Genomic DNA, 12,556 nt, shown 5'->3' on the forward strand with positions numbered 1-12,556 from the left:
ACACGCCCTGCCGGCTGAGCACGCGCCCTGCAGCGAACCGTTGCTCAGGCGCCGGCTCTCGTGGTGCGCCGCTCGATCGTGACTGCGGGTGCCGGGACCGGTGGCGTCAGGGCCGGCGGCAGCGCGAGCACGACGATCTTGACCCAGACGGAGCCGATCTGGCGGCCCAGCCCGCCGGTGTTGTAGGGCAGGCGGTACTTCTCGCACAGAGCCTGCACCTCGGGCGCCATCGCCGGGTACCGGTGCGCCGGGAGATCGGGGAACAGGTGGTGCTCGATCTGGTGCGAGAGGTTTCCGGACATGATGTGGAACAGCGGGCCGCCGGTGATGTTCGCCGATCCGAGCATCTGCCGCACGTACCACTGCCCGCGGGTCTCGTCGGCGGTTTCGTCCTCCGTGAAGGTCTGCACGCCGGACGGGAAGTGGCCGCAGAAGATGATGGAGAACGCCCACATGTTGCGGACCAGGTTGGCGGCGGCGTTCCCGGCCAGTGTCGGGAGCATCAGCGGCCCGGACAGCAGGGGAAAGACCACGTAGTCCTTGAGGACCTGGGGGCGGGCCTTGCGCCACCAGCCGCGGACCAAGGGTGCGATGTCGCGCCACGGGCGTCGGCCCCGGAGTACGCGGTCGGTTTCGAGGTTGTGGAGCATCACGCCCCACTCGAAGGTGAGCATCAGCACGAGCGCATACAGCGGGTTGCCCAGGTAGTACGGGTTCCAGCGTTGACCGGGGTCCATCCGCAGGATGCCGTACCCGATGTCGCGGTCCCGCCCGAGGATGTTCGTGTAGGTGTGATGCATGTAGTTGTGCGAGTATTTCCACTGGTCGGCGGGACAGACGATGTCCCATTCGAAGTCCTGGGAGTTCACGCCGGGCTCGCGCATCCAGTCGTACTGACCGTGCAGCACGTTGTGCCCGATCTCCATGTTGTCGAGAATCTTCGAAATCCCGAGTGCGCCCACGCCGGCCAGCCACGCCGGCGGAAACACCCCCAGATGCATCAGAACTCGGCCGGCCACCTCGGCGCCCCGCTGCACCTTGATGACGCGAAAGAGGTAGTCGCGATCCTGGGCGCCGAGGTCCGCGGTGATGCGGGCGCGCAGCGCATCGAGTTCGCGCCCGAGTTCCTCGACCTGGTCGTGGTCGAGCACGACCACGTCCGCGGGTGGCCTGCTCGCCGGGGAGCGGCCCGGCAGCGGGAGGGTCGGCAACGATGGCATGGGCAACTTCGGTCCGAGCATCTCGGGCCTCCTCGTGCTGGTGCGGTGCTGTGACCGTGGTCGAACGGAACTCCTGGCGTCGGCGCACCCGCACAGACACCGCCGCGATGTGCGGCGCGCGGGGGCACTCGGCGCAGTAGCGCCATACCCGAGAGGGTGCGTGGTGGGGCGGTGGGCCGCCACCTCTGTCCTGTCAGTGCCTCCTCTGCATCGATCGGCACTCGATTCATCCAGTGTCGTGGCTTCGGATCTCCGCGGCATGGCCGCCACTTGAACATTGGGTTTCCGGGGCAGTTCCCCCAGGTCCTGGTGATCGAGTGGTTGCGGCGTCGGTCGGAGAGCCGCGACGCGCGGGGCTTGCGCCGCCGCTATTCAGCGTTACTATGTACCAGTAGTCAGTAACGCTTAGTAGTTGAGGAGGTGTTCCGTGAGCAAGCAGATGACGGAGATGCTCAAGGGAACGCTGGAGGGCATCGTCCTCGCGATCGTTTCCAACCGGCCCGCATACGGCTACGAGATCACGGCATGGCTGCGGGAGCAGGGCTTCTCCGACATCGCCGAAGGCACCATCTACGCCCTGCTCGTCAGGATCGAGAAAAGAGGCCTGGTCGACGTGGAGAAGGTGCCGTCCGAGAAAGGGCCACCGCGCAAGGTGTATTCGCTCAACGTGCAGGGACAGGAATACCTCGAAGAGTTCTGGGGGACATGGAGCTTCCTCGCAGAACGGCTCGAACAGCTCCGCGAAGGAGACAGATGACCATGTCCATCTCGAAGATGATCGGCTACAAGCGGCGATGGCGGCAATACAAGGCGCGCACGAAACAGCTTCCCGCGGACTACCGCACGGCGATCGATGCGCTCGAGCGGTACCTGATGCACTTCGGGCCGGGGGACCCCGCCAGCGCGGCTTCGATGTTCGAGGACCTCGCCGATCTCTTCGAGCAGAGCGCGGCGGACGGAACGCCGATCCGCGCCGTCGTCGGGGAGGACCCGGTCGAGTTCGCCGAGGCATTTCTCCGGAACTACCCGGAGGGTCAGTGGATCAGCAAGGAACGGGAACGGCTGACCGACACCATCGATCGCGTTGCGGGCCCCGAATCGTGACGCACGAGAGAACGGATATCCGGATGGCAACCGATCAGGTGCAGTTGCCCGCGATCCGCGTGCAGGGCCTGGAGAAGTCGTTCAAGGACCTGCCGGTGCTGCGCGGCGTCGACTTCGACGTGGCGCGGGGCAGCATCTTCGCCCTGCTCGGCTCCAACGGGGCGGGCAAGACCACGGTCGTGAAAATCCTGTCCACGCTGCTCGAGGCCGATGCAGGGAGTGCCGGCGTCAACGGCTTCGACGTCGCTACGCAGGCTGCGGATGTGCGAGAGTCCATCAGCCTCACGGGACAGTTCGCCGCTGTCGACGAAATCCTCAGCGGACGTGAGAACCTCGTGCTGGTCGCGCGGTTGCGGCACGTCGAGGATCCGGGCAGGATCGCGGATGATCTGCTCGAGCGCTTCTCACTGACCGACGCGGCCGCGCGGAAGGTGTCGACGTATTCGGGCGGCATGCGCCGCCGCCTCGACATCGCGATGAGTCTCATCGGGGATCCGCCGGTCATCTTCCTCGACGAGCCGACGACCGGGCTCGACCCCCAGGCGCGCCTCGAGGTGTGGCAGGCCATCGAGGAACTCGCCGAGCACGGCACGACGGTGCTGCTCACGACGCAGTACCTGGAGGAGGCCGAACAGCTCGCCGATCGGATCGCGATCCTCCACGAGGGCCGGATCATCGTGAACGGCACCCTCACCGAGCTCGAGCAGTTGCTCCCGCCCGCCACGGTCGAATACGTCGAAAAGCGGCCGACCCTCGAGGATGTCTTCCTTGCCGTCGTCGGTGCCGACGGCAAGGACGGCGACGCCGGCAACGACGCAGCGCCGGAACGGAAGAGTAGGGGACAACGATGACCAAGCACTTCTTCGGCGACACCGCCGTCCTGCTGGGGCGCTCTCTGCGCCACATCACGCGCAGCCCGGACACCATCACCACGACCACGATTATGCCGATCGCCTTCCTGCTGCTGTTCGTCTACGTGTTCGGCGGCGCGATCAACTCGGGGTCGAATTCGTATGTGAACTACCTGCTGCCCGGCATTCTGCTCATCACCATTGCTTCGGGCATCTCCTACACCGCATTCCGGCTCTTCCTGGATATGAAGAGCGGCATCTTCGAGCGATTCCAGTCCATGCCGATCGCACGCTCGTCCGTTCTGTGGGCGCACGTGGTGACCTCGTTGGTCGCCAATCTGGCCTCGGTCGTGGTCATCGTGCTCGTTGCCCTCCTCATGGGCTTCCGCTCGGCGGCGGGAGCGCCGGCGTGGCTCGCGGTCGCCGGCATCTTGATCCTGTTCACCCTGGCGTTGACGTGGATCGCCGTGATCCCCGGTCTCTCCGCGAAGTCCGCGGACGGCGCGATCGCGTTCTCCTACCCGCTCATCTTCCTGCCGTTCATCAGCTCTGCATTCGTGCCCACCGACACCATGCCCGGCCCGGTACGCGCCTTCGCCGAGCACCAGCCGGTGACGGCCATCGTCGACGCTATCCGCGACCTGTTCACACAGCAGCCGGTCGGTGCCGACATCTGGATCGCCCTCGCCTGGTGTGTCGGCATCCTCGTCGTCGCGTACATCTTCGCCATGGTCACGTACCGTCGCAGGATCGGCTAGGACGGGCGCCGCGGCGGGGAGCGGTGGGCCACGAGCTCACCCGACCCCGCCGACGTGCGCGCCGTGGCCAACCCGCCTTCCCGTCCGGCCGGGCAGCGGCTACCGTTCGCCCATGCGCGCAGCCGCCGTCGTCGTCGCCTGTCTGGTCGGCGCGGCCGCGTGCGCGTCCCCACCACCGCCGGACCCACCACCGCCGGCGCCGCCGGCGCGTGTCACGGTCGACGGGCGGGGCCTGATTCTGGACGGGAAGCCCTGGTGGCCGACCGGGCTCAACGCCTATCAGCTCGCCTCCGACTGGGACGTCAACGGTGGCTGCGGCGCGCAGGTGGACCTGGACGCGTACTTTTCGTCGCTGCCGCCGTCGTCGCTGACGCGGTTCAACGCCTTCCAGGCGCTGGCGTTGAACCGCGTCACGGGGACCCTGGACTTCGCGGCGATCGACGCCGTGTTCGCCGCCGCCGAGCGGCACGGCCAGCTCGTCATGCCGGTGCTGTCCCCGCAGGACGGCGCGTGCGGCAACGAGCTGTACAAGGACCGCGCCTGGTACGAACACGGCTGGACCACGCGCCGGGCCCCCTTCGCGGTCAGCTACCGCGACTGGGTCCGCCTGGCCGTGGACCGGTGGCGGGTGTCGCCGGCGCTCGCCGCGTGGGACCTGCTGGGCGAGCCCGAGCCCGGCGTGTGCGGCGACGCCGCGTGCAGCCTGCCGCGGCGCTCCTGCCCACCCGACTCGGCGCAGCTGCTGCGCGCGTGGACCGACGCGGTCGGCCGGATCGTGCGGGAGACGGACCCGCGGCACCCGATCACCCTCGGCCTGATCGGCGGGGACCAGTGCGGCAGCGCCGGGGACGGCTACGCGCAGCTCGCGAAGTCGCCGTACGTGGACGTGCTGCAGTACCACGACTACGACGAGGCGGCGTGGCTGCCGGTGCGGCTCGGGCAGGTCACCAAGCCGATCCTGGTGGCCGAGCTCGGCATAGAAGCCGGGAGCTGTCTGCCGCTGCCCGAACGTGCCGAACGCGTGGACACGGCCCTGACCGGCTACCGCGAGGCCGGGGCCGCCGGCGCGCTGCTGTGGGCGTTCGTGCCCGACCCGCGCGGCGGCGAGTGCACGTACGACATCGGCCCCGGCGACCCGGCGTTCGAGGTACTCGCCCGGCACCGGACCTTCTGACCCGTGCCGCGTCGATCGCCGCGTGGAGGGACGTGCGCCCGGTAGCCGTCCAGCATCGAACCACCGTTCCCGGACCGTTCGAACGGAACTGTCCGCCAGTCGGATACGGAACCGGAACACGGTCGCTCGCAGTAATTCGTTTGCGGGTTCACCCCGTGGTGAATATTGTCTGCTGCGTCCGGCGGAGAGGCCGGTCGAACTCGGATGGAAAGTGGTGAATTATGCCCCGGACAGCCGCCGAGCTCCTTCACGATCCCGTGAAGCGCTCGGACCGGTGATCCGCACCCACCATCGGATCGCCTGTCCGGTGTGAGGTCTTCGCGGGATCGACAGTGCTCGGCACACATTGCAGCACAGTTGATCTCACAGAGGAGAACCCAAGTGTCCCACAGTGGCACATCGATATCGCACCTTTCCACGTTCACATGTATCCGGTGCGGGCTGACGGTACCTGCCGCGACGCCTGCCGGTGCAGCACGGACGCACTGCCCGAACTGCCTCGCCGGAAAGCACCGACCCGGACCGGACGCCGGGTGTGGAGCACGCACGCACCCGATCTCGATCGCGGTGCTCCGGGGCGGAGAGTGGATGCTCATCCACCGCTGTACCGCCTGCGGTGGCCTCGACGCGTGCCCGGTGGTCGAGGACGACAACCAGTTGCTGTTGCTCCGCATCGCGGTGAAACCGCTGGCGCAACCGCCGTTCCCGCTCGAGCATCTCGCACAACTGTAGGAGCGCTCGGTGTCCCGCAGGAACAATCGAACAGCTCGAGTGCAGCGGCCGAAGCCGGCACATCGCGACGCACCCGCGCGGCACGGAACATCGTTCCGCTGCCTCGGATGCGGTCTGGACGTGCCGATGCAGGCGCCCGGAACCGCGCACCGCAACCACTGCCCGCACTGCCTGTCCAGTAGGCACGTCGATCGTGTGCCCGGCGACCGGGCCGCCGGCTGCGGGGGCCGGATGGAGCCCATCTCGGTGACCGTGCGCGGGGGTGGGGAATGGGTGATCATCCACCGGTGCCGCACCTGCGGCACGCTCGACGCCAACCGCTGCGCCGGGGACGACAACCCGCTTGCGCTCGTCCGGATCGTGCTGCGGCCGATCTCGGCCTCGGGCGTGCTCCTCGACGGGTAGAGGCCGACGCCCCGGGAGCGCTTTCCATCTCGCTGCGGAAGGCCTTGTCTGCCGGCGGGGACGGCAGGATCGACCGAACGTCGCGGGTGCCGTCCGTCCGTGTCAGCTGGACGGTTCGGTCGCCGGGTGGGCCGGGAGATGAGTCGCGGCCCAGCTGGCGAGAAGCTTGAGCCGGTCTTCGGAGTCGGTTCCGGGTTCGGCGGTGTAGATGGTCAGATCGAGGACCCAGTCGTCGTCCGCTGCCAGGTCCAGGGAGTGGTAGACGAGGTCGAGCGTGCCGACCACCGGGTGGTGGAACTGCTTGTTCCCGGCGTGATGGATGCGGACGTTGTGTGCTGCCCACCGGGCGCGGAATTCGTCGCTGAGCGTGGAGAGTTCACCGACGAGCTGACGCAGGTCCTTGTTGTGGGGATCGCGGCCGGCCTCGGCGCGCAGCAGTGCCACGGTCACGTTTGCGGCGCCGTCCCAGTCGGGGAAGTAGTCGCGAGCGCCGGGATCGAGGAACTGGAAGCGGGCGATGTTGGCGGTTCTGCGGTCGTCGGCGAACATCGGCGAGTACAGCGCGCGGCCGAGCGCGTTGGTGGCGAGGATGTCCATGCGCCCGTTGCGGACGAACGCGGCGGAGGAGGTCATCGAGTCGAGCATCCACTGCACCCTCGGCCGCACCTGGGCCTGCTTGCGGGCGCGGGGTGGGCGGTGGGTGGGCCGGGCGGCGCGGGCGAGGTCGAACAGGTAGGTGCGTTCGGCCTCGTCGAGTTGCAGTGCCCGGGCGACCGCCTCGAGGACGTCCTCGGAGACGCCGCCGATGTGGCCCTTCTCCAGGCGGGTGTACCACTCCGTGCTCACCCCGGCCAGCACAGCGACCTCCTCGCGCCGCAATCCGGGGACCCGGCGGCGCCCGCCGCCGGCGGGCAGCCCGACCTGCTGCGGGGTCAGCCGGGCCCGCCGGGTGGCGAGGAAGCTGCGGATATCGGCGCGGTTGTCCACGCCGTCCACGGTACGTCCGGTGCGGCGTCGTGGGAGGTTGTGCTTGTACCCCCCCATGAACGCGACCTCCCGCGCGGGTGGTGCGCGGTGTTCCATGGAATCGGCCCGGAAAACAGCCGGGACACCCACATCAGATCTCGTGCGAACAAGGAGCACCGTCATGCGTGGAGCAATCCTGTACGCCCCGGGCGACGTCCGTGTCGAGGAACGCGACCGTCCGTCCCTCGTCGAACCCACCGACGCGATCCTCCGGCTCTCCGCGGCATGTGTGTGCGGCTCGGACCTGTGGCCCTACCGCGGTGTCGAAACCTACGACGGCCCGATCCCCATGGGTCACGAGTACGTCGGCATCGTCGAGGAGATCGGAGCGGACGTCGCGAATGTGAAGGTCGGCGACTTCGTCGTCGGCTCGTTCTTCGCGTCCGACAACACCTGCGAGATCTGCCGCGCCGGGTATCAGAGCTCGTGCGTCCACCGGGTGATCATGGGCAGCCTCGGTTCCCAGGCAGAGTTCCTGCGGGTCCCGCTGGCGGACGGCACCCTCGTGGCCACTCCGGGCATGCCCGAACCCGACTTGATCCCGTCTCTGCTGGCCGCCTCGGACGTCCTCGGCACCGGCTGGTTCGGTGCCGTCGCCGCCCAGGCCGGGCCGGGCAAGACCGTCGCAGTCGTCGGCGACGGCGCCGTCGGTCTGCTCGCGGTGCTCGCGGCGAAGCAGCTCGGCGCCGAGCGGATCATCGCGATGAGCCGTCACGAACCCCGGCAGCGGCTGGCCCGCGAGTTCGGTGCCACCGATATCGTCACCGAACGAGGTGACGCGGGCGTGGCCCGGATCAAGGAGCTCACCGGCGGGCGGGGCGCGCACTCGGTCGTCGAGGCCGTCGGCACCCAGGAGTCGATGATGCAGGCCATCCGGTCCACCCGGCCCGGCGGGCACGTCGGTTACGTCGGGGTCGCCCACGACGTGCAGCTGCCCGGGGAGGAGCTGTTCTTCTCGCACGTGCACCTGCACGGCGGTCCGGCCCCGGTCCGGCAGTATCTGCCCGAACTGATCGACCTGATCTGGAGCCGAACAATCAACCCGGGCAAGGTGTTCGACATGGAGTTGCCCCTCGAGCAGGCCGCCGACGGCTACAAGGCCATGGACGAGCGAAGCGCCATCAAGGTCCTGCTCCGCCCCTGACCTCCATCGTCACCCGTGGGTGGCCACCGTCCGAGTCTGCCGCGCGGCCGACGCCCGACTCATCAGGAACCGTTCGTTCATGCCTGCCTCCCTGACCTCCGTCCGACGCGACGACAGCCGGACCACCGTGGGCGAGGTCGCCCGCGCCTCGAACCTCGCCCCGCCGGGCCGGGCACTGGGTGTCGTGCTGAGCCTGCTCACCGTCTTCGGCCCGATCTCCATGGACCTGTACCTGCCGGTCCTGCCCGCGCTCACCGCCGACCTCGGGGCGAGCACGTCCGCGGCACAGCTGACCGTCACCGCCTGCCTGCTCGGGCTCGCGCTCGGGCAGGTCGTCGCCGGTCCGCTGTCGGACCGGTTCGGTCGCCGTCGTCCGCTGCTGATCGGAGTCGGGGCCTTCATCGCCGCGTCCGCCTGGTGTGCGGTGAGCCCGACCATCGAGATGCTCGTCGCGGCGCGCCTGGTGCAGGGGCTGACCGGTGCGGTCGGCATCGTCATTGCCCAGGCCGCCGGTCGGGATCTGTATTCCGGCGCCCGGCTGCTGCGCTACTACGGCCGGCTCACCGTCCTCGGCGGACTGGCCGCGATCATCGGTCCGGTCGTCGGCGGGCAGCTGACGAAGATCACCGACTGGCGGGGCACCTTCGTGTTCCTGGCCGTCGTGGGCGTGGTGATCCTCGTCGCGAGTGCTGGGGTGTTGCGTGAGACGCTGCCACCGGGTAGTCGACGAGCCGGTGGCCTGGCCGACAGTGGGCGGGTGTTCCGCCGGCTGGTCTCGGAGAGGGTCTTCCTCGGCGCGGTCCTCATCACGGGGTTCGTCAACGCCGCCCTGTTCGCCTATCTCAGCGGCGCGACGTTCGTGTTGCAGGGCATCTACGGCCTGTCGCCGCAGGGCTACTCCTATGCGTTCGGGCTGAACTCGTTGGGATTCATGGTCTTCGGATTCCTCGCCGGCCGCATCGCGGAGCGGTGGTCGGTCTACGGCACCCTGGTCGCCGGTCTGATCATGGTCGTGGCCGGCGCCGGTGGCGTGCTGCTCACCGCCACCGCACACCTGCCGCTGGCCGCGATGGTCGTCTCGTTGCTCACGATGGTCAGCGGGGTGGCGGTCACGACCCCGCCGTCGACGTCCCTCGCGCTGGAGAACTACCCCGAGGTGGCCGGTTCGGCCGCCTCGCTGCTGGGGCTGGCCCGGTTCGCATTCGGCGGCGTCACCGCACCCCTCGTCGGGCTGGCCGGCCCGGAGACCGCGGTGCCGCTGGGCGTCGTCACCGTCACGGCAGCCCTGCTCGGCCTCGTCGGCTACGTCCTGCTCCGCCCACCGACAGCCGGCACGCCGGAACACCGTGCGTTCGCCTGAACCTTCAGCCCGGCCCGAAACCACCGCAATTCCACTCAGAGGAGAAGCCTCCATGCGTGTCCATGCCTACGCAGCCTCGTCCGCATCCGCGCCGCTGGCCTCGACGGTCATCGAACGACGGGACGTCGGACCCAACGACGTGCTCATCGAGATCAAGTACGCCGGCATCTGCCACTCCGACATCCACACCGTCCGCGGCGACTGGGGACCCCAGCCCTACCCGCTCGTCCCCGGCCACGAGATCGTCGGTCTCGTCGCCGAGGTCGGTGCCGACGTCACCCGCCACCGGGTCGGTGACCGCGTCGGAGTGGGCTGCATGGTCGACTCCTGCCGCGAGTGCGTGAACTGCCGCAACGGCGACGAGCAGTACTGCCTCGACGGCATGGTCCCCACCTACGCGGGCGTCGACCGGGACGGCACCACCACCCAGGGCGGCTATGCGACCCATGTCGTCGTCGACGCCGACTTCGTGCTCTCCGTGCCCGAGACGCTCGACTTCGCGGCCGCTGCGCCGCTGCTGTGCGCCGGCATCACCACCTACTCGCCGTTGCGGCGCTGGAACGCCGGACCGGGCACGAAGGTCGCCGTCGTCGGTCTCGGCGGTCTGGGGCACTTGGACGTCAAGATCGCCCACGCCCTCGGAGCCGAGGTGACGGTGCTGTCCCAGTCGTTGAAGAAGCGGGAGGACGGCCTGCGGCTCGGTGCCGACCACTACCACGCCACCAGCGATCCGGCCACATTCGAGCAGCTCTCGAGCCGTTTCGATCTGATCGTCAACACGGTCAGTGCCGCCATCGATGTCGACGCCTACCTCGGTCTGCTCGCGGTGGACGGCACCCTGGTCAACGTCGGTGCACCGGCCGAACCCCTCAGCCTGAACGTCTTCTCCCTCATCGGCGGCCGCCGCTCCTACGCCGGCTCGATGATCGGTGGCATCCGCCAGACCCAGGAGATGCTCAACTTCTGCGCCGCACACGACATCGGCGCCGACGTCGAGGTCATCCCCGCGGACCGGATCAACGACGCCTACGAGCGCGTCCTGGCGTCCGATGTCCGCTATCGGTTCGTCATCGACACCGCCACCCTCGGTTGATCTGCAGCCCGGAGTACCTGAGCGCATGCACGGGCGCGCCCGAACCACCACGCCGAAGGAAGCCCGATGGACACCCGCTTTCGTGCAGTGCACGTGTCGCTGTCGCTGGCTCTCGTAACCCTTGCAGCCGCGTGCAGCAGTCCTCCGGAGCCCACCGTCGACGACGAGTGGGACCGCATCCGTATCGCACTCATCGTCGACGGGCAACGCCTGTCGGACACCCCTGCCGGTCGCGACCTCCTCGCGCAGCTCCCTTTGACCCTCACCATGACCGACTTCGGATCCGTGGAAAAGGTCGCCGAGCTACCCACGTCCCTGTCGATCACCGGCGCCCCACCCGGCGCAGACCCTGCCCCGGGGGGCATCGGCTACTACGCGCCGTGGAACGACCTCGTCCTCTACTACGGCGACCAGAGCTACCACGACGGCATCGTGAGGCTGGGAACCCTCGACGGGGGAGTGGACGTCATCGGGCAGCAGACCGGGGGGCCTCCTGGTGCGAATCGAGTACGTGGGGGACTGATCCAGGAGGGGAGCGGCCCATGAGCATTCGCAAGAACGTGGAAGGCCCGGAGCGTCAGTCCGAGACCCGTACCCGCCGTCAGGACGTAGTGGTCTTCGGATTTGCCATCTTGATCCTGGTTGTGACGACATACCTGGACTCCACGTAGGGGTCGCCGGTTCGGCCGCCGGGCTGTCCGCACTGCTGCGGGTGCTCGCACAGGGCACGCAGTGGGATTCCGAAGGAGCGAAGGGTGGGACCGCACAGTCCCATCCTTCGCCGCCTTCGGCCTCAGGCGTCCGTGTCGAGGGTCGGGGTGCCCTGGTCTTCGGGGAACCACATGCTGACCCGAGCGAGCGTGCCACCGTCCGTGGTGGGCAGCGTGACGCCGGAGATGTAGGCCGAATCGTCGGAGGCCATGAACAACGCTGCGCGGGCGTTGTCCATCAGTGACGGTGGCCGATTCAGTTTGAGGGGGATGGGGGAGATGCCGGGATCCCAGGGGCCGGCGACCTCTTCGTAGGACTGTCCCACCACCGGGGTTCCGGCCGGCGCCAGGAAGTTCGGCGACATGCCGTGCGTTGGAGCGATCGCGTTGACCCGGATGCCGTACTTGCCCAGGTCCAGGCTCAGTCCCCGAACCAGGCCGTTCACCCCCGCCTTCGTGGCCGAGTACATCGCAATGCTGTGGTACGCCACGAACGAGGAGGCGGACGAGGTCGCCAGGATGACACCGCCGCCGTTGGCCCGAAGGGCGGGAACCGCAGCCTTGGCGGTGTAGAAAACACCGGAGAGGTTGACGCCGACCACGTCCTGCCAGTCGGCATCGGTCAGATCCTCGAATTCGACCTGCTCACCCCCGGCGACCGAGGGCACGCCACCGCGGGAGACCACACCGGCGTTGGCGAAGGCGATATCGAGCTTGCCGAAGGCGGAGACCGTCGCCGCGACGGCGTCGATCACCTGCTGTTCCCTGCGCACATCCGCGGTCACTGCGATGGCGTCGCCGCCGTGCTGCTCGACCAGTTCCACGGTTCCCTTGGTGCGCTCGGGGTCGATGTCGACCACCGCCACCTTTGCGCCTTCGGAAGCGAAGAGCTGAGCACACTGGCGTCCCAGGCCGGACCCCGCTCCGGTGATGAGGGCGACCTTGTCTTGGAGGCGTCCCATGATGGTCCTTTCCCGTT

General features: G+C 68.6%; 15 protein-coding genes. 12 read left to right on the top strand and 3 right to left on the bottom strand.

Annotated features, from left to right (window positions below; all coding sequences use genetic code 11):
- Window positions 1-44: 44 nt before the first annotated feature.
- Entirely contained in the window at window positions 45-1,241 is a 1,197-nt protein-coding gene (locus A4U64_RS03480) for a fatty acid desaturase family protein (protein ID WP_006936645.1), read from the bottom strand.
- Between the two features lie 406 nt (window positions 1,242-1,647).
- Here A4U64_RS03480 and A4U64_RS03485 point away from each other — a divergent pair, with 406 nt between their 5' ends.
- The 7 genes from A4U64_RS03485 to A4U64_RS03515 all read left to right on the top strand — a co-directional run bounded on the left by A4U64_RS03485 (window position 1,648) and on the right by A4U64_RS03515 (window position 6,244).
- Complete coding sequence (locus A4U64_RS03485; protein ID WP_006936644.1) at window positions 1,648-1,977, top strand: PadR family transcriptional regulator; 330 nt, start codon at window positions 1,648-1,650, stop codon at window positions 1,975-1,977.
- Window positions 1,974-2,324, top strand: a complete 351-nt coding sequence (locus A4U64_RS03490; protein WP_006936642.1) for a DUF1048 domain-containing protein — start codon at window positions 1,974-1,976, stop codon at window positions 2,322-2,324. Before A4U64_RS03485 ends, A4U64_RS03490 begins: the two co-directional genes overlap by 4 nt.
- 23 nt (window positions 2,325-2,347) lie before the next feature.
- A complete protein-coding gene (locus tag A4U64_RS03495) occupies window positions 2,348-3,175 on the top strand; it encodes an ABC transporter ATP-binding protein (RefSeq protein WP_065922183.1) in 828 nt (275 codons plus the stop codon).
- Entirely contained in the window at window positions 3,172-3,933 is a 762-nt protein-coding gene (locus A4U64_RS03500; protein WP_006936634.1) for an ABC transporter permease, read from the top strand. The genes A4U64_RS03495 and A4U64_RS03500 overlap by 4 nt, the downstream gene beginning before the upstream one ends.
- 112 nt (window positions 3,934-4,045) lie before the next feature.
- Complete coding sequence (locus tag A4U64_RS03505) at window positions 4,046-5,107, top strand: beta-mannosidase (RefSeq protein WP_065922184.1); 1,062 nt, start codon at window positions 4,046-4,048, stop codon at window positions 5,105-5,107.
- A gap of 381 nt (window positions 5,108-5,488) precedes the next feature.
- On the top strand, window positions 5,489-5,839 hold the full coding sequence (locus tag A4U64_RS03510) for an RNHCP domain-containing protein (RefSeq protein WP_044475973.1): 351 nt from the start codon (window positions 5,489-5,491) through the stop codon (window positions 5,837-5,839).
- A gap of 126 nt (window positions 5,840-5,965) precedes the next feature.
- Window positions 5,966-6,244 (top strand): RNHCP domain-containing protein, encoded by a 279-nt coding sequence (locus A4U64_RS03515; protein ID WP_230304521.1) that lies wholly within the window; start codon window positions 5,966-5,968, stop codon window positions 6,242-6,244.
- A 102-nt stretch (window positions 6,245-6,346) separates the two neighbouring features.
- Here the strand turns inward: A4U64_RS03515 and A4U64_RS03520 are convergent, their stop codons facing one another.
- The gene (locus A4U64_RS03520; protein ID WP_065923398.1) at window positions 6,347-7,240 is read right to left on the bottom strand and encodes a helix-turn-helix transcriptional regulator; all 894 of its coding nucleotides are present in this window, start codon (window positions 7,238-7,240) and stop codon (window positions 6,347-6,349) included.
- A gap of 151 nt (window positions 7,241-7,391) precedes the next feature.
- On the opposite strand from A4U64_RS03520, the gene A4U64_RS03525 reads away from it, so the two are divergent.
- From A4U64_RS03525 to A4U64_RS29035, 5 genes are all read left to right on the top strand, one after another.
- Window positions 7,392-8,414, top strand: a complete 1,023-nt coding sequence (locus A4U64_RS03525) for a zinc-dependent alcohol dehydrogenase family protein (RefSeq protein ID WP_065922185.1) — start codon at window positions 7,392-7,394, stop codon at window positions 8,412-8,414.
- A gap of 79 nt (window positions 8,415-8,493) precedes the next feature.
- On the top strand, window positions 8,494-9,774 hold the full coding sequence (locus tag A4U64_RS03530; protein ID WP_065922186.1) for a multidrug effflux MFS transporter: 1,281 nt from the start codon (window positions 8,494-8,496) through the stop codon (window positions 9,772-9,774).
- 52 nt (window positions 9,775-9,826) lie between these two features.
- Window positions 9,827-10,867: an NAD(P)-dependent alcohol dehydrogenase gene (locus A4U64_RS03535; RefSeq protein WP_065922187.1), complete on the top strand. Its 1,041-nt coding sequence runs from the start codon at window positions 9,827-9,829 to the stop codon at window positions 10,865-10,867.
- Window positions 10,868-10,933: 66 nt separating this feature from the next.
- Window positions 10,934-11,413, top strand: coding sequence for a cyclophilin-like fold protein (locus tag A4U64_RS28450; RefSeq protein WP_065922188.1), 480 nt, complete (start codon window positions 10,934-10,936; stop codon window positions 11,411-11,413).
- Window positions 11,410-11,538: a hypothetical protein gene (locus A4U64_RS29035; protein ID WP_257785078.1), complete on the top strand. Its 129-nt coding sequence runs from the start codon at window positions 11,410-11,412 to the stop codon at window positions 11,536-11,538. Before A4U64_RS28450 ends, A4U64_RS29035 begins: the two co-directional genes overlap by 4 nt.
- Before the next feature lie 122 nt (window positions 11,539-11,660).
- On the opposite strand, the gene A4U64_RS03545 is transcribed toward A4U64_RS29035, so the two are convergent.
- On the bottom strand, window positions 11,661-12,539 hold the full coding sequence (locus tag A4U64_RS03545) for an SDR family NAD(P)-dependent oxidoreductase (RefSeq protein WP_065922189.1): 879 nt from the start codon (window positions 12,537-12,539) through the stop codon (window positions 11,661-11,663).
- Window positions 12,540-12,556: the final 17 nt, after the last annotated feature.

Source organism: Rhodococcus sp. WB1 (assembly GCF_001700945.1).
Classification (GTDB): Bacteria; Actinomycetota; Actinomycetes; order Mycobacteriales; family Mycobacteriaceae; genus Rhodococcus; species Rhodococcus aetherivorans.

What these genes read in the sequence shown, in the direction of transcription:
- A4U64_RS03495 (WP_065922183.1), top strand. Translation starts at nt 2,348, where the DNA reads ATGGCAACCGATCAGGTGCAGTTGCCCGCGATCCGCGTGCAGGGCCTG.
- A4U64_RS03545 (WP_065922189.1), bottom strand. Translation starts at nt 12,539, where the DNA reads ATGGGACGCCTCCAAGACAAGGTCGCCCTCATCACCGGAGCGGGGTCC.
- A4U64_RS03480 (WP_006936645.1), bottom strand. Translation starts at nt 1,241, where the DNA reads ATGCTCGGACCGAAGTTGCCCATGCCATCGTTGCCGACCCTCCCGCTG.
- A4U64_RS29035 (WP_257785078.1), top strand. Translation starts at nt 11,410, where the DNA reads ATGAGCATTCGCAAGAACGTGGAAGGCCCGGAGCGTCAGTCCGAGACC.
- A4U64_RS28450 (WP_065922188.1), top strand. Translation starts at nt 10,934, where the DNA reads ATGGACACCCGCTTTCGTGCAGTGCACGTGTCGCTGTCGCTGGCTCTC.
- A4U64_RS03525 (WP_065922185.1), top strand. Translation starts at nt 7,392, where the DNA reads ATGCGTGGAGCAATCCTGTACGCCCCGGGCGACGTCCGTGTCGAGGAA.
- A4U64_RS03530 (WP_065922186.1), top strand. Translation starts at nt 8,494, where the DNA reads ATGCCTGCCTCCCTGACCTCCGTCCGACGCGACGACAGCCGGACCACC.
- A4U64_RS03515 (WP_230304521.1), top strand. Translation starts at nt 5,966, where the DNA reads ATGCAGGCGCCCGGAACCGCGCACCGCAACCACTGCCCGCACTGCCTG.
- A4U64_RS03500 (WP_006936634.1), top strand. Translation starts at nt 3,172, where the DNA reads ATGACCAAGCACTTCTTCGGCGACACCGCCGTCCTGCTGGGGCGCTCT.
- A4U64_RS03505 (WP_065922184.1), top strand. Translation starts at nt 4,046, where the DNA reads ATGCGCGCAGCCGCCGTCGTCGTCGCCTGTCTGGTCGGCGCGGCCGCG.
- A4U64_RS03490 (WP_006936642.1), top strand. Translation starts at nt 1,974, where the DNA reads ATGACCATGTCCATCTCGAAGATGATCGGCTACAAGCGGCGATGGCGG.
- A4U64_RS03535 (WP_065922187.1), top strand. Translation starts at nt 9,827, where the DNA reads ATGCGTGTCCATGCCTACGCAGCCTCGTCCGCATCCGCGCCGCTGGCC.